20 protein-coding genes and 1 pseudogene are annotated in these 22,792 nt (G+C 71.8%); 15 read left to right on the top strand and 6 right to left on the bottom strand.

Features of this window, described 5'->3' with window-relative positions; genetic code table 11:
* The 4 genes from MTP10_RS37945 to MTP10_RS37930 form a co-directional block, all read left to right on the top strand.
* The coding region (locus tag MTP10_RS37945; RefSeq protein ID WP_310716240.1) for an alpha/beta hydrolase at window positions 1–869 on the top strand (869 nt) is incomplete at its 5' end.
* Window positions 866–2,029, top strand: coding sequence for an acyltransferase (locus MTP10_RS37940; RefSeq protein WP_310716238.1), 1,164 nt, complete (start codon window positions 866–868; stop codon window positions 2,027–2,029). The genes MTP10_RS37945 and MTP10_RS37940, both read left to right, overlap by 4 nt.
* A 27-nt stretch (window positions 2,030–2,056) precedes the next feature.
* Window positions 2,057–3,421 carry a histidine kinase gene (locus tag MTP10_RS37935; protein ID WP_310716236.1) on the top strand — a complete coding sequence of 455 codons (1,365 nt, stop codon included), beginning with the start codon at window positions 2,057–2,059 and terminating at the stop codon, window positions 3,419–3,421.
* Window positions 3,418–4,092: a response regulator transcription factor gene (locus MTP10_RS37930; RefSeq protein ID WP_310716235.1), complete on the top strand. Its 675-nt coding sequence runs from the start codon at window positions 3,418–3,420 to the stop codon at window positions 4,090–4,092. Before MTP10_RS37935 ends, MTP10_RS37930 begins: the two co-directional genes overlap by 4 nt.
* Window positions 4,093–4,139: 47 nt before the next feature.
* Here MTP10_RS37930 and MTP10_RS37925 read toward each other — a convergent pair whose 3' ends face one another.
* A complete protein-coding gene (locus MTP10_RS37925) occupies window positions 4,140–5,249 on the bottom strand; it encodes an FAD-dependent oxidoreductase (RefSeq protein ID WP_310716233.1) in 1,110 nt (369 codons plus the stop codon).
* Window positions 5,250–5,441: 192 nt separating this feature from the next.
* Here MTP10_RS37925 and MTP10_RS37920 point away from each other — a divergent pair, with 192 nt between their 5' ends.
* A complete protein-coding gene (locus tag MTP10_RS37920) occupies window positions 5,442–5,804 on the top strand; it encodes a helix-turn-helix domain-containing protein (RefSeq protein WP_310716231.1) in 363 nt (120 codons plus the stop codon).
* A gap of 253 nt (window positions 5,805–6,057) precedes the next feature.
* Here the strand turns inward: MTP10_RS37920 and MTP10_RS37915 are convergent, their stop codons facing one another.
* The gene (locus tag MTP10_RS37915) at window positions 6,058–6,543 is read right to left on the bottom strand and encodes a glutathione peroxidase (RefSeq protein WP_310716230.1); all 486 of its coding nucleotides are present in this window, start codon (window positions 6,541–6,543) and stop codon (window positions 6,058–6,060) included.
* 404 nt (window positions 6,544–6,947) lie between these two features.
* On the opposite strand from MTP10_RS37915, the pseudogene MTP10_RS37910 reads away from it, so the two are divergent.
* Both MTP10_RS37910 and MTP10_RS37905 read left to right on the top strand, forming a co-directional pair.
* A pseudogene (locus MTP10_RS37910) lies at window positions 6,948–7,181 on the top strand (transglycosylase SLT domain-containing protein); the annotation flags it as partial.
* A 372-nt stretch (window positions 7,182–7,553) separates the two neighbouring features.
* Window positions 7,554–8,129, top strand: coding sequence for a lytic transglycosylase domain-containing protein (locus tag MTP10_RS37905; protein ID WP_310716228.1), 576 nt, complete (start codon window positions 7,554–7,556; stop codon window positions 8,127–8,129).
* 51 nt (window positions 8,130–8,180) lie between these two features.
* Here the strand turns inward: MTP10_RS37905 and MTP10_RS37900 are convergent, their stop codons facing one another.
* The gene (locus MTP10_RS37900) at window positions 8,181–8,831 is read right to left on the bottom strand and encodes a TetR/AcrR family transcriptional regulator (protein WP_310716226.1); all 651 of its coding nucleotides are present in this window, start codon (window positions 8,829–8,831) and stop codon (window positions 8,181–8,183) included.
* 127 nt (window positions 8,832–8,958) lie between these two features.
* On the opposite strand from MTP10_RS37900, the gene MTP10_RS37895 reads away from it, so the two are divergent.
* Window positions 8,959–9,573, top strand: coding sequence for an urea carboxylase-associated family protein (locus MTP10_RS37895; RefSeq protein WP_310716224.1), 615 nt, complete (start codon window positions 8,959–8,961; stop codon window positions 9,571–9,573).
* Window positions 9,574–9,629: 56 nt separating this feature from the next.
* Here the strand turns inward: MTP10_RS37895 and MTP10_RS37890 are convergent, their stop codons facing one another.
* Window positions 9,630–9,953, bottom strand: coding sequence for a carboxymuconolactone decarboxylase family protein (locus MTP10_RS37890; RefSeq protein ID WP_310716222.1), 324 nt, complete (start codon window positions 9,951–9,953; stop codon window positions 9,630–9,632).
* A 253-nt stretch (window positions 9,954–10,206) separates the two neighbouring features.
* Between MTP10_RS37890 and MTP10_RS37885 the strand changes: the two genes are divergently transcribed.
* The 3 genes from MTP10_RS37885 to glnII all read left to right on the top strand — a co-directional run bounded on the left by MTP10_RS37885 (window position 10,207) and on the right by glnII (window position 15,077).
* The gene (locus MTP10_RS37885) at window positions 10,207–10,884 is read left to right on the top strand and encodes a hypothetical protein (RefSeq protein WP_310716220.1); all 678 of its coding nucleotides are present in this window, start codon (window positions 10,207–10,209) and stop codon (window positions 10,882–10,884) included.
* Between the two features lie 10 nt (window positions 10,885–10,894).
* Entirely contained in the window at window positions 10,895–13,891 is a 2,997-nt protein-coding gene (locus tag MTP10_RS37880) for an AAA family ATPase (RefSeq protein ID WP_310716218.1), read from the top strand.
* Window positions 13,892–14,057: 166 nt separating this feature from the next.
* A complete protein-coding gene (gene glnII, locus MTP10_RS37875; protein WP_310716216.1) occupies window positions 14,058–15,077 on the top strand; it encodes a glutamine synthetase in 1,020 nt (339 codons plus the stop codon).
* Between the two features lie 215 nt (window positions 15,078–15,292).
* On the opposite strand, the gene MTP10_RS37870 is transcribed toward glnII, so the two are convergent.
* Window positions 15,293–16,828: an aldehyde dehydrogenase family protein gene (locus MTP10_RS37870; protein ID WP_310716215.1), complete on the bottom strand. Its 1,536-nt coding sequence runs from the start codon at window positions 16,826–16,828 to the stop codon at window positions 15,293–15,295.
* A 210-nt stretch (window positions 16,829–17,038) separates the two neighbouring features.
* On the opposite strand from MTP10_RS37870, the gene MTP10_RS37865 reads away from it, so the two are divergent.
* Window positions 17,039–17,857, top strand: a complete 819-nt coding sequence (locus MTP10_RS37865; RefSeq protein WP_310716213.1) for an alpha/beta hydrolase — start codon at window positions 17,039–17,041, stop codon at window positions 17,855–17,857.
* 58 nt (window positions 17,858–17,915) lie between these two features.
* On the opposite strand, the gene MTP10_RS37860 is transcribed toward MTP10_RS37865, so the two are convergent.
* The gene (locus tag MTP10_RS37860; RefSeq protein WP_310716210.1) at window positions 17,916–19,079 is read right to left on the bottom strand and encodes a glycerophosphodiester phosphodiesterase; all 1,164 of its coding nucleotides are present in this window, start codon (window positions 19,077–19,079) and stop codon (window positions 17,916–17,918) included.
* A gap of 329 nt (window positions 19,080–19,408) precedes the next feature.
* Between MTP10_RS37860 and MTP10_RS37855 the strand changes: the two genes are divergently transcribed.
* The 3 genes from MTP10_RS37855 (at window position 19,409) to MTP10_RS37845 (ending at window position 22,790) form a co-directional block, all read left to right on the top strand.
* Window positions 19,409–20,812 carry a cytochrome ubiquinol oxidase subunit I gene (locus tag MTP10_RS37855; RefSeq protein ID WP_310716208.1) on the top strand — a complete coding sequence of 468 codons (1,404 nt, stop codon included), beginning with the start codon at window positions 19,409–19,411 and terminating at the stop codon, window positions 20,810–20,812.
* 2 nt (window positions 20,813–20,814) lie between these two features.
* The gene (locus tag MTP10_RS37850; RefSeq protein ID WP_310716207.1) at window positions 20,815–21,840 is read left to right on the top strand and encodes a cytochrome d ubiquinol oxidase subunit II; all 1,026 of its coding nucleotides are present in this window, start codon (window positions 20,815–20,817) and stop codon (window positions 21,838–21,840) included.
* Between the two features lie 92 nt (window positions 21,841–21,932).
* On the top strand, window positions 21,933–22,790 hold the full coding sequence (locus MTP10_RS37845; protein ID WP_310716205.1) for an alpha/beta fold hydrolase: 858 nt from the start codon (window positions 21,933–21,935) through the stop codon (window positions 22,788–22,790).
* Window positions 22,791–22,792: the final 2 nt, after the last annotated feature.

Here is a 22,792-nt window from a genome sequence, read left to right as displayed (position 1 = left end):
CCGTTGCGCCGTTCTCGCGCATCCGCACTCCTACCTCCAGGTCCCTGCAGCATCCATCGATACGTCCCCCAGGTCCACCCGCCACCCGCGAGGACATCCGCGCGGCCGAGCGGACCGCGGCCGGCCACGGCGACGTCCGCCGCGCCGGCCGGCTGCGCGAGATGGGCGGCCCGGACCGGAGCTTCCTGTCCTTCGACGGGCGCGACGGCGGACGCACCGTCGAGGTCTTCGGCGACCTGTCCCGCGCGGACCGGATCGCGGTCCTGGTGCCCGGCTCCGACACCAACCTGGACATGTACGACCGGCTGCGGGCCGGCGCGACCCGGCTGCGCGAGGCGCTCGGTGAGGGGGCGGCGGTCGTCGCGTGGGTGGGGTACCGGACGCCGAGCACGGTGAGCACCGAGGTGCTGACCACCGGCCGCGCCGAGGAGGCCGCGCCCGCCCTGCGCGGCTTCGTGCGGACGCTGCGCGCGCTCGAACTGCACGCCAGGATCTCCCTGCTGTGCCACTCCTACGGATCGGTGGTGTGCGGGCGGGCCGCGCCGGGCCTGGAGGTGGCCGGCATCGTCCTGTACGCCAGCGCCGGCGTGGGCGTCGACACCGTCGCGGGACTGCGCACGCGCGCCACCGTCTGGGCCGGCCGGGCCACCGGCGACTGGGTCGCCGCGATCCCCAACGTGCGGATCAGGCTCCCGTTCGCCACGCTGGGACTCGGCGCCGACCCCGTCGGGCCGTGGTTCGGCGCCCGGGTCTTCGCCGCGGGCGACGGCGGGCACAGCGACTACCTGAAGGCGGGGTCGCTCAGCCTGGCCAATCTCGCCGCCATCGCGTCCGGCCGGCCTCCGGCCCGGACGGGACATGACACATGACCGGGCAGGGGGTGGCCGGGCGTGACCTGGCCGGGCGTGACCTGGCCGGGCGGATCGAGGCCGCGACCCCGCCGGGGCGTGACAGGGCGCTGGACGGGTTGCGCGCGCTGGCGATCGCCGGGGTCGTCCTGGGCCACTGGCTCGTCACCGCCCTCGTGGTGGACAGCGGCACGCTGCGCAGCGCGAGCCCGCTCACGTACCTGCCCGGGCTGACCCCCGTCTCCTGGACGCTGCAGACGCTGGCGGTGTTCTTCTGGGTGGGCGGCCGCGCCGCGGCGCTCAGCCACGCCTCCGCGCGGGCCCGGGGGGTGGGATACGGGCCGTGGGTCCGCGGCCGGCTGGCCCGGCTGTTCCGGCCGGTCGCGGCCGTGACGGCGGTCTGGAGCCTGGCGGCGGTGGTGATGCTCGCCTCGGGCGCCGGCCAGCAGACCGTGTACGCGCTGGTCAGGCTGGTGCTGTCACCGCTGTGGTTCCTGCTGGTCCACGCCGCGCTGACGGCGGCCACCCCGCTGGTCGCCCGGCTGAACCCGCTGTGGCCGCTCGCCGTCGTCGCGCTGGCCGACCTCGTCCGGTACGGCCTGGACGGCCCCGCCTGGGCCGGCTGGGTCAACGTCCCGGCGGGCTGGCTGGTGCCGTACTGCCTGGGCGCGGCCCGCGTCTGGGACGGCCCGCGCGCCCGGTCGGCCGCGTGGGGCCTGCTGGCCGGAGCCGGGCTGGTCGCGGCCGGGCTCGTGCTGTGGGCGGGCTATCCCGCCGCCATGGTCGGGGTGCCCGGCGCCCCGGTCTCCAACCTCTCCCCGCCCACTCTGGCGGCCGTCGCCTTCGGCCTGGCCCAGTGCGGTGCGGCCCGGCTGCTGTACGACCCGCTGCGGCGGGCGCTGCGACGGCCCGCCGCCTGGGCGCCGGTGGCGCTGGTGAACCTGTCGGCCATGACCCTGTTCCTCTGGCACCAGACCGCGATGATGGCGGTCACGGCGCTCGGCCTGCTCGCCGGCGTGCCCCTGCCCGGCCTGCACACGCTCCCCTCGGACGCCGGATGGGTGCTCGCCCGCCTGCTCTGGCTGCCCGCCTTCGCGCTGGCCCTGCTGGGCTGCTGGGCGGCCTTCCACGCGTACGAGCGGGCGGGGACCCGTTCCGGCGGCGGGACGCGGCATGTCTAGGGTGGACCCGTTGACCGGAAGGGGCGCATGGGCGTGAAGGGGCGGGGGCGCGGGCCGCGTGCGCTGTTCGCGGACCTCCGGGCGGACCTCCTGGCTCTCGGACCGGACCCGCTGCCGCGCATGGCCGGGCCGCGCCCGCTGGGCCGGCTGCCGCACGTGCTCGTGGTGCTGTACGCGGTCACCCTGGGGCTGGCCGGCCGCGGCTATCCCGACTACCCGGCCTTCCAGGGGCTCGCTCTGGTACACGCCGTGGTGCTGGTCGTGGCGATGTTCCGGCCGCTCATGGCGTGGTGGGCGTCGCTGGCCGTCACCGTCGCCGGCTCGTGGCCCACGGGGTCGGCGGCCGTCGCCGACCTGCCGTACCGATGGGCGCCCTCCGCGCGGTTACCCGGGCCGGTGACACCGGACGTGGGTCGGGTGGCGGCCGAGTGGCTGCCGCTCGTCTGGTCCTGGACCGCGCCCGCGGTCGGCCTGCAGGCGGGGGTGTTGTTCCTGGTCGCGCTGCGGATGCGGCCCAGGGTGGCTGTCGAGACGTTGACGATCACCATCCTGGTGGGGACGTCCTGCGTCCTGCTGATCAACGTGCCTGACAGCCTCGGCGACGCCCCGGCCGGCGTGCCCGTCCTGGTGATCGCGACCATGATGGGCGCCGCGTTGCGCGGCCGTCGCGTGGCCCGCAGCCGCCTGATCGAGCAGGAAGTGATCACCGCGGAGGAGCGCGCCCGCCGCGCCGTGCTGGAGACGCGCAGCCGGATCGCCCGCGAGCTGCACGACGTCGTCGCCCACCACATGTCGGTGATCTCCATCCAGGCGCAGGTGGCGCCGCACCTGGTGGAGAACCCGCCCGGCGAGCTGACCGACAACCTGGCGGGCATCCGCCAGAACGCCGTGGAGGCGCTGACGGAGCTGCGGCGGATCCTGGGCGTGCTGCGCTCGGAGGACGCCCACGCCGACGGGTCGCGTGACAGTCCGCAGCCCGCCCTGGACCGGCTGGACGAGCTGGTCGCCAACGTGCGCGGCGCCGGGCTGACGGTGACCGCCGAGACCACCGGCGAGCCGCGCCCGCTGTCGCCGGGGGTGGAGCTGTCGGCGTTCCGGATCGTCCAGGAGGCGCTCAGCAACGTGCTGCGCCACGCCCCCGGGGCCGACGCGCGGGTGGAGCTCCGGTACCTGCCCGCCGCCCTGGTGATCCGGGTCGCCAACACCGCGCCGGACCGCCCCGTGCCGCCGCCGGGCGGTCCCGGTCACGGGCTGCTGGGCATGCGGGAGCGCACGGCCATGCTGGGCGGCGAGCTGGCCACCGGCCCGGCCCCGGACGGCGGCTTCGAGGTGACCGCCGTCCTCCCCGTCGCCCCGGCTCCCCCTGTCGCCTTCGGTGAGGACGTCGCATGACGCAGTCCATCCGCGTGGTGATCGCCGACGACCAGGTGATGGTCCGGCAGGGCTTCACGGTCCTGCTCGACGCCGAGCCCGGCATCGAGGTCGTCGGCCAGGCCGTGAACGGCCTCGACGCCGTCCGCATGACCGCCGAGCTGTCCCCGGACGTCGTCCTGATGGACATCCGCATGCCGGAGCTCGGCGGCATCGAGGCGACCCGGCGCATCACCCGGACCGCCGGCGCCACCGCCAAGGTCCTCGTCCTGACCACCTTCGACCTCGACGAGTACGTGTACGAGGCGCTGCGCGCCGGCGCGTCCGGCTTCCTGCTGAAGGACGCCTCGGCCGCCGAGCTGGCGCACGCGGTGCGGGTCGTGGCGGCGGGCGACGCCCTGCTGGCCCCGAACATCACCAAGCGGCTCATCTCGGAGTTCTCCCGCATGGCCGGGGCTCCGCGCGCCCCGCTCAAGGAGCGGCTCGGCGACCTGACGGAGCGCGAGACCGAGGTCCTGTCCCTGATCGCGCAGGGGCTGTCGAACGCGGAGATCGCCGGACGCCTGGTGGTGGCCGAGCAGACCGTGAAGACCCATGTGGGCCGGATCCTGGTCAAGCTGGGCCTGCGCGACCGCACCCAGGCCGCCGTCTTCGCGTACGAGACCGGCCTCGTCCGCCCGTCCGGCTACTGAGCCACGCCGGCTACTGAGCTCCACCGCCGGCTACTGAGCCCCGCCGGCTACCGGCCGTCCTCCTGGGCGAACATCTCGGCCCATCGGCCGACGAACATCTCCCGCCCCTTGCCCTGGGCGACCGTCTCCGGGCCGACGACGCCCTCGCCGAAGGAGCCCGCTCCGCCCTCCGGCCCGAGCGTGACCGCGATGAGCGGCCCGAGCGGGGTGTACTCCTGCTGCTCGCCCTCGCCCGTGATCAGCGCGCGGATGTTGCCGGCCGCCACCTCCGCCTGCCGGCCGGCCATGGCCGCCATGTCGCGGTCGGCGTTCGCGATGTCGCCGACGGCGAAGACGTGCGTCTCGCCCTCCACGCGCATCCGGGGGTCGACGCGGACGTAACCCCGCTCGTCGCGCCGGTCCGCGAGCGACCCGCCGTCGAGGTACTCGGTGTGCAGCCGGACGCCGAAAGCGCGGTACCAGAGGTCGGCGGTGATCTCCTCGCCGTCGGTCGTCGTGACGCGGACGGCGCCCCGCGTAGCGGGCGGCGTGTCCGGCAGCTCCCGCAGCTTGACGCCCAGCCGCAGCTCGACGCCCAGCTCCTGAAGCTGGCGGCGCAGCTCGTCGCGCAGCTCCTGCGTGAACGGGCCGGCCAGGATGTCGTCGGCGATGTCGGTCACGGTGACGTGCTTGTCGGGGTGGAACGCCTTGATCTCGCCGGCCAGCTCCAGCCCGACCGGCCCCGCGCCCACGATCAGGACGCGCGCCGCGCCGGTCAGCTCGTCGTGGGCCGCCCGGTGACGCTCCTTGGCGGCGAGGAGGCCGGGCTCGTCGTTCTTGGCGGGGAACGGGTAGGAGGAGCCGGTGGCGAGGACCAGGTAGTCGGGTTCGAGGACGCCGCCGGACTGAAGCTCGACCCGGCGCCCGTCCACCCGTACGGCACGGTCGCGCACGAACCGGCCGTGGGAGAGCAGCCGGTCGTACGGGAGGTAGATCTGGTCCACCCAGTCGGGCTGGACCAGCGAGCGCAGCGCGGCGACGTTGTGCACGAACCCCTCGGTGGGGTCGACGAGCGTGACGTCGGCCAGATCGTCGAGCGTCTTGGCGACGGTGACGCCTCCGTACCCGCCGCCGAGGACGACGACGGACGGGCGGGCGGTGGAGGTGTTGTCGGTCATGGCGACTCCAGCCTGTGGTGGGTGAGCGGCGTCATGTGATAGCGGAAAGAGAGTCACTTCTATTTCCGAAGTGACAAGTTACACGCTAGCGCCTACGGATGCGAGTGGGTGGTGCGGAGCACCGTTCCGATGCCGCCCGGAAGGGGGATTCGCGGCCGTCCGCGGGCTGTGCGCGTGCGCTAGCGTGGAATCATGGCGGTGACCCCCAACCAGAGCCACGACGTGACGTCGGAGGCATGCGTCCGCGGCGACGCCGCGCTGGCCCGCGCGTTCGTGTTCCTGGGGAAGCGCTGGAACGCCGTCATCCTCGGCACCCTGAGTCAGGGCCCGGTGGGCTTCCGCGACCTCTCGCGCGCCATCGGCGGGATCTCCGACTCGGTGCTGTCCGACCGCCTCGCCGACCTGGCCGCCGCGGGCCTGATCACGCGCCGGGTCGAGGAGGGGCCGCCGGTCGCCGTCTCCTACGCGCTCACCGACCGCGGCGTCGCCCTGATGCCGGCACTCGGCCAGATCTCGGCCTGGGCCAGCGAGCACCTGCTGGGCGACGACTGTTAGGGGCCGGTGCGTTCACGGCTCGGCACGTAGCCCGGGGCCGATGCCCCTTCGCGTCCGGGCCGCCCACGAAGCTCGTCACGCCTGGCGCTCGTGTGCGCGCGGGCAGGGGTTCGGCGCGGGCGCTCCCTGAAGCGACACGCGCGTAGCGCGCCCCTCCGAGGGCGTTGCCCTGGGGCCCGCGCGCCTTGGCGTTCCTCCGGGTGTGGGGTCTTGGGGCTGGTTTGGGGTTGCGGTTCGTTCCTTGGGGGCCGCTTTACAGGGACTTTTCGATGGCGGCCACGATCGCCGGGTCCTCCGGAGGGGTGCCGGGGCGGAAGCGGGCCGCGACCTCGCCGTCCCGGGTGACCAGGAACTTCTCGAAGTTCCACTGCACGTCACCGGCCTCGCCGGCCGCGTCCGGGGTCTGCGTGAGCGTGGCGTAGAGCGGGTGGCGGTCCGGGCCGTTGACGTCGGCCTTCTCCAGCAGCGGGAAGTCCACCCCGTACGTCGTCGCGCAGAACTCCTGGATCTCCTCGGCCGAGCCCGGCTCCTGGCCCATGAACTGGTTGCAGGGCATGCCCACGACGCTGAAGCCGCGCGGCCCGTAGCGCTGGTGGAGCTCGACGAGGCCCGCGTACTGGGGGGTCAGGCCGCACTTGGAGGCGACGTTCACGATCAGGAGGGTCTGGCCGCCGGCGAGCTCGCCGAGCGTCGTGGGGTCGCCCGCGAGGGTGCGGAGCGGAATGTCGCGAAGAGTCATGATCTGACCCTATAGAGCCCTCCTCGGGATCGGCGCGAAGGCACGGGTGGTGGATCTCCAAACGTGATCGCCAGAAAATGTGACGCAGTTCACTTTTAGCTACAAAAGCCCTGAATACGGACATATTACGCTCTTTGCTACCGATCTACGCAGAGATGGACAACTAGCGATAAAGGGTGCTTTTCCGGCATGGTGTCGCTTCCCCGACCCCCGCTCGAAAGGGACCCCCATCCATGTCCATGCTTCGTCGTGCCAGTGTCCTGCTCCTCTCGGCCGCCCTCGTGGCCGGTGGCGGGGCCACGGCCGCGCAGGCGCAGACCGCCCAGGCGGCCGGCGCGAAGAACAAGGCCATCGCCAAGACTCTGGCCGCCAAGCGCGGCTGGACGAAGAACGGCCAGTTCAAGTGCCTCGTCAAGCTCTGGCGCAAGGAGAGTGGCTGGAACCACCGCGCCCAGAACAGTTCCTCCGGCGCCTACGGCATCCCCCAGGCGCTGCCCGGCAGCAAGATGGCCTCCAAGGGCAGCGACTGGCGCACGAACCCCAAGACGCAGATCAGGTGGGGCCTGTCCTACATCAAGCAGCGGTACGGCTCGCCCTGCGGCGCGTGGGCGCACTCCGAGTCGCACGGCTGGTACTGAGCGAGCCTCGCGGACGTCCCCGTTTCCCGTAAAGGTGGCGCAAGCCGGCCGCCGGGACGCGTCACGGAGGCCCAGCGAGACGGCGACGAGTCGTGAAGGATCACGCAAACACCTGTCCATCGCGTGTCGCTGTGCGTGACCGCTGATTACGGAGCGTAATAGAAACCCGCTAGAGGAACGTCGCGGAGCCCTCCGGGCCGCCCAGCACGATCGGGCGGTCACAGGAACCCGGAGAGGCCGCGCGGGCCCTCCTCGTCCGAGCCACGGACGCGGAGCGGCAGGGTGTCCGGGCGACCGGCGCGCCCGTCCGCACGCGACCCGACAGCAAGGATCGCATTGGACAGCAAACGCGCCCTTCACAGCGCTCTGACCGTGACGGCAACCGCCGTCGCACTCGGCACCACGGCGACGCCCGCCGTCGCCGCACCGGGCGCCACCGAGCCGGCCACCGGAGCCGGCTCGCACGCACAGGCCCACCAGTGGAGGGCCGACACACGGGCCCTTCAGCGGAGGGCCGCGACGCCGGTCGTCCACCAGGGCTCATGGCACGCCCCGGTCATCCGGCTCCGCACCTGGACGCCCTCTGTCAAGACCGGGCTCGCCACCCGGCTGCTGAACGGCCGGCAGGCCGCCGATCTGAGGCCCCAGCGCAGGAACAAGGTGATCGCCCTGGACCAGGTGGTCCGCAGGTCCTGGTCGTACCAGGAGTTCCAGTGCCTGGACAGTCTCTGGACAAGGGAGAGCAACTGGAATCACCGCGCATACAACAGCTCCTCCGGCGCCTACGGCATCCCGCAGGCCCTGCCCGGAGGCAAGATGAGTGGAGCGGGCGCCGACTGGCGCTCGAACCCGGAGACGCAGATCCGCTGGGGCCTCGCCTACATCAAGGGCAGGTACGGCCGGCCGTGCGGCGCCTGGGGCCACTTCCGATCGCACAACTGGTACTGACGGCAGCCGTTCTGGGGAAGGAACGGCTGCCCGAGCGGAGGGCGCCCGGTGTCAGCGGGTGCCCTCCCTGCGTGCCGGATGCACGGTGATCGCCTGGATGAGCAGCTCCACGCCGAACGCGAACTCGGCCTCGTGGTCGCAGGCGCCGAGCAGCGGCGCGAGGGCGCTCACCTCCGGGAACAGGGCCGGGTCGGCGGCCTCCGCGCCGGCCAGGTGCCGGTGGTCGGTGGGCGCGAACGCCGGCGTCACCCCCACCTCGCGCAGCAGCGAGCCCACGACGAAGGCGATGAACAGCCGCAGCACCCGCACCGCGTCCGGCCCGTCGAACCCGGCGCTGCGCAGGGTGGCCAGGGCGCGCTCGACCGGCAGCAGCCCGGCGGCGGAGTGGAGCTGGCGGCTGACCACGAGCATGGTGCAGCGCGGATAGTGGTGCGCGATCTGCCGGAAGGCGCGCGCCTGCATCCGGACCCGGTCGGTCCAGTCGGCGTCCGCGTCGTCCGTGAACTCGATCTCGCTGAGCACGGCCTCGGCCACGCCGTCGAGCAGCGCGTCCTTGGTCGGCACGTGGTTGTAGAGGGACATCACGCCGACGCCCAGCTCGGCCGCGATGCGCCGCATGGACACCGCGTCGGCGCCCTCCCGCTCGATCAGGTCGATCGCGGCCGCGACGATGCGCGCCCTGGACAGCGGCAACGTGGTCATGGCTCATTCTATGGACGCACGTACAGCGTACGTCCCTCGCCGGCGATGTGTGTTATGCCAGCTTCAGACGCGAACGCTGGATGAACGTCCATGGTCCCGCGGGGCTGTCCGATGGTTGCCTTGAGGCATGGAAGCCATGACAGCCGCGGGGCGCACGGTCGTCCCCGCGCGGGAAGCGCGTGCGGCGCGGCTGGCCGCCGGGCAGCGCGTGAGCGTGGTCGATCTTGAAGGCGGCCAGGTCGGCGACGTGTTCGCCTTCGCCGCCGAGGACGTGACCGAGCATCTCAGCGCCGCCCATACGCGCGCCGCCACGAAACGGTTGTTCCCCGCGCTGGGCGAGCCGTTCGTCACCGACCGGCGGCGACCGATACTGACGCTCGTCTCCGACACCTCTCCGGGCCGGCACGACATGTTGATCGCGGCCTGTGATCCGGCCCGGTACGCCGGACTGGGCGCGACGGCCTCCCACCCTTCGTGCGCGGACAACCTGCATCGCGCGGTCGCCGCGATGGGGTTGTCCATTCCCTTCACGCCGCAGCCGGTCAACGTGTTCATGCGGATCCCGGTCGGCGAGGACGGACGGCTGAGCTGGCTGCCCGCCCTCAGCCGTCCGGGGGACGCCATCACGTTCGAGGCGGCCATGGACTGCGTGTTCGTGGTCTCCGCGTGCCCCCAGGACCTCGTCGGGATCAACGCCGGCGAGCCGACGTCGCTGGCGATGGACGTCAGCGCCCTGAACTGAGCAGACATCCACGCGAGAGGCGAACCCCGCGCCGGCCGCCGGCCTGCCGCTGGCGCTCAGGCGGGGCCCGGGTCCTCCTCCCGCACCCGGGCGATCAGCTCCTCCACCTGGGTGTTCAGCCTGGTCCCTCGTGACCACCCCGCGTAGTGGGTGATGAAGACCACGACTTCGCGCAGTTCGTCCTCCGACAGCAGGTTCGTGCGCAGGGCGGCGTCGAGCTGGACCTCCGCCTGGTCGTCGATTCCCTGGCCGATCAGCAGGCCCAGGAGCAGCAGGCGGCGGTCCCTGACCGACAGCACGTCACGCGACCACAGGTCGCTGAACTGACGCTCGGCCGTCATGCCGTAGGAGTCCACGGTCTCGATCACCGGTTCTTTCATGAGTGCGCTCCCCAGTCGGAGGGATCCTCATATCTTTCGTCACTTCCTGAGAGGAACCAATGGGGGGTTGCACGAACGTTGTACGGCGGTGACCGTTGGGGAGTGGCCCTGACCACGGCTCTGTCTGATCTGTAACGACCGAAGCCTAGGTCCGGCCAAGATCTGGTCAAGATTTCTCACCGTACATCCGGCTCACCGCGCCTGAAAACGGGCACAACAACGGCGTTGGTCCGCCAAGCGGAGGTAACCCCCGGTGAGAACGGCACGGGCCCGGGTCGCGCTCATGGCCGCGGCCCTCATGCTGTCCGCGTGCGGGCAGCCCGACTACACCTACGTGCGCGACCGTGACGGCACCACCTACTTCAAGGTGCCCGCCTCGTTCGCCCAGCTCGACGCCCACCAGATCGACCTCTACCTGAGCGGGACGCAGCCCGGCTCCCAGGCCGAGGCGGAGCGGTCCCGGCGCGTCTGGTCCGTCGCCTTCGACCAGTCGACCGAACCGGACGTCACCCACCTGCTCGGCTCCACCGAGCCCTTCGTCTACGCGACCGTCCACCAGCTCACCGACGAGCAGCGCGACGGGGTCTCCCTCGACCGGCTCCGCGACTTCGTCCTGCCGGTGACCGCCCGGGTGCGCGAGCTGTACGAGGCACAGGCCACGGCCTCCGGCAGGCAGCCGCTGTTCACCGGGTTCGAGCAGATCAGCGACCAGGTGCTCACCTTCGACCGGGGCGCCAGGGGCGTCAGGGTGCGCTTCAACTACCGGATCGGGGCGGACGTCCAGACCTTCGACCACACCGCCATCCTCGACGAGCAGGGCGACACCGTCTCCGTCATGCTCATCGGCTGCCAGGCGATCTGCTTCCAGGCCCGTGCCGCGGAGTTCGACAGGATCGCCGACTCGTTCAGACTGCTCCGGCTGCCCGGATGAGGGGGCACAGTTGACCACCACCACGCACCACGAAGGGCTGCGCGCGCCCGGCAGCGGGCCGGCCGACCCCGACTCGGTCACCAGGAAGAGGATGCCGTTCTGGGACCGGAGCAAGTTCCTCATCGGGCTGGGCGCGGCCTTCCTCGTCCTGTCCTGGAAGACCATGGCCGACTACGAGGGCATCGTCACCTTCCCGGAGGCCATGCGGGCCATCGCCTACGAGCATCAGTGGATCTTCTGGCTGCTCGGCGCCGAGGCGCTGCGCCAGCTCCACTTCCTCGTCAGCGAGCGCTCGCCCCGCTACCACGGGTTCTGGAGCCGCCGCGTGTTCGGCGGGTTCGAGCGGTGGGCGCTCACCCGTTTCGACGACTGGACGCGGTACCGGATCTCCCGGGCCGTCAAGATCGTGTTCTGGGTCGTGCTGGTGGCGCTGGTGCTCGGCGCCGTCCTGGAGACCAGCCCGTTCCTGGCGCTGTTCCGGGCCCCCGCGCTGGTGTTCCAGGCTCTGCCGTTCCTGCTCCAGATCGTCTTCCTGTTCTTCGTGGTCATCATCCAGTTCGTCGGCATGTTCTGGTTCCTGTCGCGCGGCGGCGTCGAGACGTACTTCCCCGACGACATCAAGACCCGCTTCGCCGACGTGTGGGGCCAGGACCACGTCGTCGAGCGCGTCCGCGAGAACATCGTCTTCCTCGAACGGCCCGGCGAGATCGAGGAGCGCGGCGGGTACGTCCCCAGCGGCCTGCTGCTGTGGGGGCCGCCCGGGACCGGCAAGACGCTCATGGCCGAGGCGGTCGCGGGGGAGACCGGCAAGCCGTACGTCTTCGTGGACCCCGGCGCGTTCACCAACATGTTCATGGGCATCGGCATCCTCAAGGTCAAGACGCTGTTCCGCAAGCTGCGCAAGCTCGCCCTGCGGTACGGCGGCGTGATCGTCTTCTTCGACGAGGCCGACTCGCTCGGCAAACGCGGCCGGCTCGCCGTGCAGGGACCGCCCGGCCAGGGCGGCGGCTGGTCGGCGTTCTCCGGCGCGGCGGACTGCCACGGCCTCGGCTACCTGTCCGAGGAGACCCGCTCGGTACTGGCCTTCCGCCGCGGCCGGGAGCCGGAGGAGCCCAGCGCCCGCAACCGCTTCGTCATGGGCGGCGGCCTGAACAGCGGCGACCCCGGTACCCTCCAGGCGCTGCTCACCGAGCTGTCCGGGCTCAAGAAGCCGCGCGGGTTCTTCAACCGCCTCGTCCGCCGGCTGCTCGGCATGCGGCCCAAGCCGCCGCCCAAGTACCGCATCCTCGTCATGATGGCCACCAACCGGCCCGACGCGCTCGACGAGGCGCTGCTGCGCCCCGGCCGCATCGACCGCATCTACAAGGTGGGTTATCCGTCCAAGGCGGGGCGGCTGCGCACCTACCAGGGCTACTTCGACAAGGTCGAGCACGAGCTGACCCCCGAGCAGATCGACAAGCTCGCCACCATCACCCCGTACGCCACCGGCGCCACCATCAAGGACCTGGTCAACGAGTCGCTCATCACCGCCATCCGTGACGAGCGCGAGGTCATCACCTGGTCCGACGTGCTGCGCGCCAAGCGGCTCAAGCAGCTCGGCCCGCCCGAGGACGTCGAGTACATCGAGCGGGAACGGCACGCGGTCGCGGTCCACGAGGCCTGCCACGCCGTCGTCGCCTACGTCACCCGCTTCCACCTGGAGATCGACATCGCCACCATCGAGAAGGGCGCCGACTACCTCGGCATGGTGGCCTCCATCAAGCCGGAGGACCAGTTCACCCGGTGGAAGTCCGAGTACGAGGCCGACATCATGGTCTCCCTCGCCTCCCTGGCCGGCGAGCGGATGTTCTTCGGCCAGGACAACTCCTCCGGCGTGTCCGGCGACCTGCACTCGGCGACCTACCTGACCGCGCTCATGGAGTCCCACTGGGGCATGGGCTCCGGGGTCACCTCGCTGCCCGCCCTCCAGGAGCTGGAGATCATGGGCGGCAAGGCCATGCCGCGGCGCGACGGCGGCCCCACCGGCATCGCCGACCAGGAGCCCCCCAGGGGCAGACCCGAGCTGACGCCCGACGTGCTGGGGGAGCGGATCGAGTTCAACCTCGTACGGCTGCTGGAGCGGACCGAGCGGCTGCTGGAGGAGCACCGGCGCGACGTGCTGTGCGTGGCGCACGCGCTGGAGACCCACAAGACGCTCAACGGTGACGACGTGGTGGCCATCGTCGAGCGGCGCCCCGGGCCGATCATCGACGGCACGGTCTACGCCTCGGACGAGCTGTACCAGGAGCTGGAGGAGTACCACCTGGAGGCGGCACGGGCGCACAAGGAGCACAGCCGCATCGACCGGGACCTGCCGGGGGTCGCGGAGCCGACGGGCGCCGGGGAGGTGGTCACGGGTCAGATCCTGCAGAACGCCCCCTCGGGGACACCCGTCATCCAGACAGTGCCCCCTGCTTCCGCTGCGCCCCCTGGTTCCGCCGCGTCCGCCGTGATCTCGGCGGACGGGCGGCCGGAGTTCGTGCCGTGGGCGCCGGAGCCCGCGCCGGCCGCCGCCCCCGTGGCCACCACCCCGCTGTCGGCCCCGGTGCCGGCCGGCGATCCTCCGGCGGCCCCCGCGTCCCTGGCCGGCCCCGTCCCCACGCCGCGGCGCGGGCTGCGCGGGCGGGGCTGGGTGCTGGTCACGAGCCTGCTCGCGCTGGTGACGCTCGTGCTGCTCGTCGGGCTCGCCCTGACAGGCATGGCGCCGCCCACCGGCGGCGGCAAGGGGACGGGGGTGGCCTCGCCGGGGCTGCTGCTCATCGTGTTCGTCGTCGTGGTGGCCGTGGTCGTCGGCATCGGCCTCGCGCTCGTGGCGGTCCGCGGCATGCGGGCGGCCCAGGTCAAGGCCGAGCGTGAGCGCGACCACGCGCACGCCCGAGCGCAGCTCCTGGCCGCCGCCATGGACCCGGACACCGCCATGCGCCTGCTCGGCTACGACGGCGTGAACGGGAGGGACCCGCGCAACTGAAGCGCCGGGCCGGGCGGGAGACCTCCGGCCCGGCACGTCCGCATGCCCTCACAAGTGGAGATGCGGATCGGTGTCACTTAACACGACGTTCACATTCGGGCAAAAAGCGGGAAACGGCCGTCCGCAAGACTCGGCGCGGCTGAGAGAAACCCCGAAAGGACCGTTCGTGAGCTACAAGGCTGAGTACATCTGGATCGACGGCACCGAGCCCACCGCCCTGCTGCGCTCGAAGACGAAGATCCTTGCCGATGGCGCCGAGCCGCCCGTGTGGGGATTCGACGGCTCCAGCACCAACCAGGCCGTGGGTCACTCCTCCGACCGGGTGCTGCGCCCGGTGTCCACCTACCCGGACCCGATCCGCGGCGGTGACCACATCCTCGTCCTGTGCGAGGTCGAGGAGATCGACGGCACCCCGCACAAGAGCAACACCCGCGCCCTGCTGCGTCCCATCGCCGAGCAGTACGCCGGCCAGGAGTCCTGGTTCGGCATCGAGCAGGAGTACACCTTCTTCAAGGGCAGCCGCCCGCTCGGCTTCCCCGAGGGTGGCTTCCCCGCCCCGCAGGGCCACTACTACTGCGGCGTCGGCGCCGAGGCCGTGTTCGGCCGCGAGATCGTCGAGCTGCACCTCGACCGCTGCCTGGCCGCCGGCCTCGCGATCTCCGGCATCAACGCCGAGGTCATGCCCGGCCAGTGGGAGTTCCAGGTCGGCCCGGCGGGCCCCGTCGAGGTGGCCGACCACCTGTGGGTCGCCCGTTACCTGCTCTACCGGACGGCCGAGGAGTTCGGCGTGGAGGCCACCCTCGACGCCAAGCCCGCTCGCGGCGACTGGAACGGCGCCGGCGCGCACACCAACTTCTCCACCAAGGCGATGCGCGAGAACTACGACGCGATCATCGTCGCGTGCGAGTCGCTCGGCGAGGGCGACAAGCCGATGGAGCACGTCTCCCAGTACGGCGCCGACATCGAGCTGCGCCTGACCGGCCACCACGAGACCGCCCCGTGGAACAAGTACAGCTACGGCGTGTCCAACCGCGGCGCCTCCGTCCGCATCCCGTGGCAGGTCGAGGTGGACAAGAAGGGCTACATCGAGGACCGTCGCCCCAACGCCAACATCGACCCGTACGTGGTCACCCGCCTGCTGGTGAACACCTGCTGCGCGGCGCTGGAGAAGGCCGGCCTCGTCTGACCGGTGGCACGACGCTGATCTCAGGGAACGCGGGCACCCCCGATGGGGCCCGCGTTCCCGCGTTGTCCGACTGCGCACCGTCGCCTCTCGACGCCGTACGGTAATCGGGGCACCGCCCATCGTGACACGGAGCCACTCCGCCGCGCAGGCCGACGCCCGCGGCGGAGTGGCTTTCTTCCCGGCTTCCTCTCGCGGGAGGATCCTCCGCCGGCGGCCTAGAGGCGGAAGTCCAGGTCGGGGGTGATGTCGGCGACGTCCATCTGGGCCTTCTGCAGGCGGCCCGAGTGGTCCCAGTTCATCGCCTGCCAGCGGGTGAACTGCTCCAGCACCCACATGCCCGACTGGCGGCTGCCGTTGCCGGACTTGCCGTTGCCGCCGAACGGCAGGTGCGCCTCCGCCCCGGACGTGGAGTTGTTGACGCTGACCATGCCCGCCGAGACGCCCTCGCGGAAGCGGAACGCGTGCCGGGCGTCGGTCGTGTAGATGGAGCTGGACAGGCCGTAACCGGGCAGGTTCGCCAGCTCGATCGCCTCGTCCAGGGTCCGGAACGTCGTCACGCCGACGATCGGGCCGAACGTCTCCTCCAGGAACAGCCGGTCCTCCGGCCGCACCCCGTCGACCACGACCGGGTGGTAGTACAGCCCGCCCTCGCCGGTGAAGTCCTGACGCGCGCTGTCCGGGGTGATCCGTCCGGTCTCGCCGGTGACGACCCGATGGTGGGGCTGGATCCAGGTCAGGTACTCCTCGTACCGGTCGGCGAACTTCTGGTCGAGGAGCGGGCCCGCCAGCACGTCCTGGTCCGGCTCGCCGATCCTGGCCTCCCGCACCGCCGCGGCGAACCGCTCCACGAACTCGTCGTGGACGCTCTCGTGCACGATCACCGTGCCGAGGCTGGTGCAGCGCTGGCCGGCCGTGCCGAACCCGGAGAACAGGGCGCCCTCGACCGCGAGATCCAGCTCGGCGTCCGGCATGATCACCATCGGGTTCTTGCCGCCCAGCTCCAGGCACGCCGACTGCAGGTGGCGCCCGGTGAGCTCGCCCACCTTGCGCCCGACCTCGCTGGAGCCGGTGAACCCGACCTTCTGCACCGTCCCCTCCTCCAGCGCCCGCTCCAGCCCGCCGAACGTCTCGGCGCCGTCGGCGAACACCACGTTGAGCACCCCGTCGGGCAGGCCGGACGCGGCGAACAGCCGGTACAGGGCATGCCCGGACGCGGCCGCGTACTCGGCCGGCTTCCACACCACGGCGTTGCCGCACAGCAGCGCCGGCACCAGGTACCAGGACGGCACGGCGACCGGGAAGTTGCCCGCGGTGATCACCGCCGCCACGCCCACCGGGTTGCGGAAGGTGAACAGGTTCTTGTCCGGCATCTCCGACGGCACGGTCTGTCCGTACAGCCGGCGGCCCTCGCCGAGGAAGAAGTCGCACGTGTCGACGATCTCCCGCACCTCGCCCAGCGCCTCGGCGTACGGCTTGCCGATCTCCTCGGTGACCAGCCGGGCCAGGCTCTCGGCGTTGGCCTCGACCAGCCGCCCGATGGACGCGATCACCCGCCCGCGCACCGGCGCGGGGACCTTGGCCCACTCGCGCTGCGCCTCCTTGGCGGTCCGGCAGGCGGCGGCGAACGTGTCGGCGTCGGCCATCCCGACGCTCGCCACGACCTCGCCGGTGCGCGCGGGGTTGGTCGACTGGTACGTGCTCGCGCTGGCGGCGTCCTTGCCACCCACGACGGAGACGATCTGACGGGTCACCGGTGCCCTCCTCAAAGTTCCTACGGCCAGACAATCATCCCGCCGCAGAAAACCCAAGGCGGACCCCCGCGGGTCCGCGTTCGCGGGCTCGGTTCGAGAATCCACCAAGGTCACTTACCTGGGACGTAATTGGCAGCGCTACCTCCGCCACGCGAGACTTTACCCATCAGCACCGCAGAACCACCCACACCAGACATTGGGGGCAATGAGATGTTCTTCGAGACGAACGACGGGACCAGGCTGGCCTACGAGGACTACGGCCAGGGCCGGCCGATCGTGTTCGTCGCCAGTGCGATGCTCTGCTCCGACATGTGGGAGTACCAGATCCCGTACTTCGTGGAGCGCGGCTACCGCTGCATCGCCCTGGACCGGCGCGGGCACGGCCGCTCCGACCGGCCCAGCACCGGTTACGACATGGACACTGCGGCCGACGATCTCGCCGTGCTGATCGAGCGTCTCGACCTGCGCGAAGTGACCTTGGTGGGCCACTCGATGGGCGGCGCCGAGATCGCCCGGTACCTGCACCGGCACGGCGACGAGCGGATCGCGCGGATCGCCCTCGTCTCCGCCATGCTGCCGTTCATGCGGCAGACCGACGACCACCCCGAGGGAATCCCCGGCGCCATCCTGGACGCGTCGATCGCCTCGCTCGACGCCGACCGGCCCAAGTGGCTGGCCCGGCAGGCTCAGGCGTTCTTCGCCACCCACCTGGGCAACGACGTCTCCCCGGCGCAGGTCGAGTTCACCATGCGTCAGTGCCTGGAGGTCTCGCCGTGGGCGGTGCGCGAGAGCCAGCGGAACGTGGTCAACTTCGACCACCGGGCCACCCTGCCGGAGATCAACGTCCCGACGCTGGTCGTCCACGGCGCCGCGGACTTCTCCGCCCCGATCGACGTCACCGGCCGCCGCACCGCCAAGCTCATCCCCGGCGCCGTCTACCACGAGTACCCCACCGCCGGCCACGGCCTGTTCGTCAGCCACCGGGACCAGCTCAACGACGACCTGCTCGCCTTCATCACGGGCCGGTGACCCGCCAGGACGCCGCGCGAGGAGGCCGCCTCCACGGGGAAGGCGGCCCCTTGGCCGGCTACTCCCGGCCCTCGTCCGGCAGGCCGTTGTCGAACTGCTGCGGCTGCACGAGCTTGTTCGGCTTGCCGCGCTCGGACTTCGCCAGGACGGCGGCGTCGGGGTAGTCGGTGACGAAGGCGTCCACGCCGAGGTTCAGGTGGGCGCGGTACTCCGCCAGCGCGTCGCCGTGGTCGGTCGGCGCCTGACCGCGGCGCAGTTGCAGGGGCAGGTACTGGTTCTCGCTGCGGAACGTGTACACGCCGATCTTGAGCCCAGCCTTGTGCGCGTCCGACACCAGCGTCGTCGGGGTGCCCCAGCCGCCGTCCGGGTTGACCGGGATCGCCGACGACTTGTCCGGCCCGATCCACCGGGCGTACTGGGCGATCTTCGCCAGCCCCTCGGGCTTCATCATGTCCGCGTACGTCGTCGGGTCCCCGGCCGCCGTCAGGTCGTACGGCCGGCCCGTGGTGCCGAGCGCCTGCCACAACGGCACGCGCAGCTCCTTGGCCACCCGCTTCAGGCTGGACGGCTCGAACGACTGCACCACCACCGGGCTGTTCGGCCGGTCGAGCCCGTTGCGCTTGACGGTCTCGATCAGCGGCTCCTCCAGCGGCAGCCCGATCGACCTGAAGTACGTCGGATGCTTGGTCTCGGGGAAGACGCCGACCTGCCGGCCGTACTGGCGGGAGAGCCGCTTGGCCAGGTCGAGCACCTCCTGGAACGTGAGCACCTGGTAGTAGCCGTTGTAGACGGTGTTGCGCTGGCGGATCGCCGGCAGCCGCTCGACCGCGCGCAGCGTCTTCAGCTCGGCCAGCGTGAAGTCCTCGGTGAACCACCCGGTCACGTCGCGCCCGTCGACGACCTTGGTGGTCCTGCGCGCGGCGAACTCGGGGTGCAGCGACACGTCGGTGGTGCCGGAGATCTCGTTCTCGTGCCTGACGACCAGGACGTGGTCCTTGGTCGGCACCAGGTCGGGCTCGATCCAGTCGGCGCCCATGGCCACGGCCAGCTCGTATCCGCCCTGCGTGTGCTCGGGGCGGTGACCCGCCGCGCCGCGGTGGCCGATGACGACGACCTTGGACCGGTCGGCCGCGGGCTCGGCGGCGGCCGGGGCGGCGGCCGCTCCGGCGAGCGGAACGAGGACGGCCAGGGTGGTGGCAGTGGTGACTGCGATCTTTCGCACGTGGGACTCCCTGCGGTGTCGGCACCGGAGACTCTCACCGGTGATCACCGCCGCCGATTATGGTAAGGACCGAAATACAGCTATGGCGCAATAACAGCGAAATTTCTCGGTGTTCCGGGCGGGGGCCGACTCCTCGTTCGGCAACTGCGTCGGTGGCCTTCGGCGGCCTGGCCGTGCGCCGCACCCTCCGCCGCCCCGGCTGACGGGGCTCGCTCCGTCAGCGGGGCGCGGGGGGACGGCAAAAACCGCAGCATGACGGTGTCGCAGGTCGCTGGCGGGATAGGGATCAGAGTGTCCGGGGCCGGTCCCTTCCCAGCAGGAGATGACACATGGTCGCTCCCCTTCTCACCACCGTGAGCGATGCCGCCGGGACGGCCCTGAAGGAGGCCGCCGCGAGTTCGGCCGATCTGGGGGCCGCGCGGATGCAGATGGCGCTCTCCCTGGGCTGGCACATCATCCTCGCCTGCTTCGGCGTGGGCATGCCGGCGATCACCCTGCTGGCCGAGTGGCGGGGGCACCGCACCGGTGACGTCCACTACCGGCTGCTGGCCCGGCGGTGGGCGCGGGCCATGGGCGTGCTGTTCGCCGTGGGCGCCGTCTCCGGCACCATCCTGTCGTTCGAGATGGGCCTGCTGTGGCCGGGGATGATGGGAACGTACGGCGAGGTCATCGGGCTGCCGTTCTCGCTGGAGGGCATCGCGTTCTTCATCGAGGCGATCTTCCTGGGCATCTACCTGTACGCCTGGGACCGGATGCCGCCCGTCGCGCACATGCTGTCCGGCGTGCCGATCGTCATCGCGGGTGTGGCCAGCGCGTTCTTCGTCGTCACCGCGAACGCCTGGATGCAGCAGCCGACCGGATTCCTCCTGCGCGACGGCCGGGTGGTGGCGGTGAACCCGTGGGCGGCGATGTTCAACCCGGCGACGCCGCCGCAGACCGTGCACATGATCCTGGCCGCGTTCATGGTCGCCGGGTATGGCATGGCGAGCGTGTACGCCGTGGCCATGCTGCGCGGACGGCATGACCGCTACCACCGGGTCGGCCTGCTGCTGCCGCTGACCGTGGCGGGGATCGTCACGCCGTTCCAGATCGGCGTGGGCGACTGGGCGGCGCACTTCGTGGCCGACAACCAGCCCGTCAAGCTGGCCGCCATGGAGGGGGTCTTCGCGTCGGGGCGCGGGGTGCCGCTGCACCTGGGCGGGATCGCCGTCGACGGCGAGCTCAGGTACGCCCTGGAGATCCCGTACGGGCTGTCGCTGCTCGCCCACTGGGATCCCGGCGCCGCCATCCAGGGCCTGAACGTGGTCCCGCCCGGCGACCGGCCGCCCGTCAACATCGTCCACTGGGCGTTCCAGATCATGGTGGGCATGGGCATGGCGCTGCTGCTGCTCGCCGCGTGGCTGGCCGTGTCCTGGTGGAGGCGGCGTGAGCCGCCGCGCACGGTGTGGTTCGCGCGCGCCGCGGCGCTGTCGGGGGTGGCGGCGGTGCTGGCGCTGGAGGCCGGCTGGGTCGTCACCGAGGTGGGGCGGCAGCCCTGGATCGTCTTCCGCGTGCTGCGCACCGCCGCCGCCGTGAACCCGGCGCCCGGCCTGGTGTACGGCTTCGTCCTGGTCACGGTGGTGTACGTGGCGCTGACCGTCGCCACCGTGTACGTGCTGCGGCGGCTGGCGCGCGACGTGCCGGTGCCCGTCGCGCCGCAGGAGCCCGACGTCTCCGGCTACAAGGTCGTCTGACCATGCCGCTGCCGGAGATCATGCTCGCGGTGCTGTGGATCGGGCTGACCGCGTACGTGCTGTTCGCCGGAGCCGACTTCGGCGGCGGCGTGTGGGACCTGCTGGCCGGCGGGGCCGCCACGGGACGCCGCAGCCGGGAGCTGGTGGAGCACTCCATCGGTCCCGTCTGGGAGGCCAACCACGTCTGGCTGATCTTCGTGCTCGTGCTGATGTGGACGGGCGTCCCGTCGGTGTTCGCGGCCGTCGCCTCCACCCTGTACATCCCGTTGACGCTCGCGGCGCTCGGCATCATCGCCCGGGGCGCGGCCTTCGCCTTCCGCAAGGCGTCCACGGAGCTGTGGCAGCAGCGGCTGTTCGGGGCGACGTTCGCGTTCTCGTCCGTCGTCACGCCGTTCTTCCTGGGAACGGTGGCGGGCGCCATCGCCTCCGGCCGGGTGCCGCCGGGCATCGCCAAGGGCGACCTGGTGACGAGCTGGGCGAACCCGACGTCGCTGGTGGCGGGCGCACTGGCCGTCGGCACCGCCGCGTACCTGGCCGCGTGCTACCTGACCCGCGACGCCGAGCGCACCGGGCAGAAGGACCTGGCGGAGGAGTTCCGGCGCCGGGCCCTGGTGGCCGGCCTGGTCGTGGGCGTGCTGTCGGCGGCGGGGCTGCTGGTGCTGCACGCCGACGCGCCGCGCCTGTTCGCCGAGCTGACCTCCGGCCGGGCGCTGCCGTTCCTGGTGCTGTCGGTGGTGGCCGGGGTGGCGTCGCTGCCGCTGCTGTGGCTGCGCCGCTATCTGGCGGTACGGATCACCGGCGCGCTGGCCGTGGTGGGGCTGCTGTGGGGGTGGGGCGTGGGGCAGTACCCGGTGCTGCTGCCGGGCGTGACGCTGCGGGAGGCGGCGGCCACCGGGACGGTGCTGGCGGCCAGCCTCGGCGCCCTGGCCGTCGGGGCGGTGCTGCTGGTGCCGTCGCTGTGGTGGCTGTACGCGACGTTCCAGCGCGGGCACACCGCCGGCAAGGACCGGGAGCAGGCCGGGAGTTAGGTACCCTCCCGCCGGTTCATGTTTTTCCTTACGCCATAAGCTATCCTCTGTCGGGTAACTCTTTATGCCATAAGGAATCAGAGGTGAACCGGATGACCACCCGGGTGACACTCCACGACGGAGCCGAGATCGACGTCGAGATCGAGGGGGACGGCCCCGCCGTGCTCCTGCCCGTGAACCCCCGTCCCGTCGAGGGCCCGCAGGCGGAGGAGATGCGCAAGTGGGGCGCGGACCCCGCGCTGGGCCGCACCCTCATCGACGGACTGGCGGACCGCTTCACGGTCGTCGCGTTCGACTACGAGGGCCATGTCCTGGCCCAGCCCAAGCCGGACACGCTCACCCCCGCCAACGTGGCCGCCGACGTGCTGGCCGTGGCCGACGCCGCCGGGGCCGACCGGTTCGCGTACTACGGCTACTCCTGGCTCGCGCTCAGCGGCCTCCAGCTCGCCGTCCGCACCGACCGGCTGTCGGCGCTCGTCATGGGCGGCTACCCGCCGATCGGCGGCCCGTACGCGGCGATGCTGGCCGTCACCACCGCCACCCACACGATGGCGACCGACCCGGCCCCCGAGGAGCCGGACGGTGAGCCAGGGGAGCCGGGCGACTGGTCCAAGGTGAAGGTGACGATGACGCCCGGCCAGACGCAGCAGTTCGTCACCCTGTACGAGGAACTGCGCGGGTTCGACGACCTGGCCGTGCAGTCGCGGGTCACCTGCCCCCGGCTGTGCTTCGCCGGCTCCGCCGACGTGATCCAGTACGACGAGCGGTGGGGCGGCGTCATCGTGGACATCGCCGGCCCGTTCACCGGACGGCGGGACGAGATGGAGTCGCTCGGGTGGGAGGTGCGGGTGCTGGACGGCCTCGACCACACCGGCGCCATGCAGCCGGGCGCCGTCCTGCCGGTCCTGCGCCCCTGGCTGGAGTCCCGCCTGCCGGCCCGGGTGTCGTGACG

Origin of the sequence: Nonomuraea sp. 3-1Str (genome assembly GCF_031570565.1) — a bacterium.
Lineage (GTDB): Bacteria > Actinomycetota > Actinomycetes > Streptosporangiales > Streptosporangiaceae > Nonomuraea.
The sequence above is the reverse complement of the archived record's forward strand: the minus strand, read 5'-3'. Positions and strand labels throughout refer to the sequence as shown.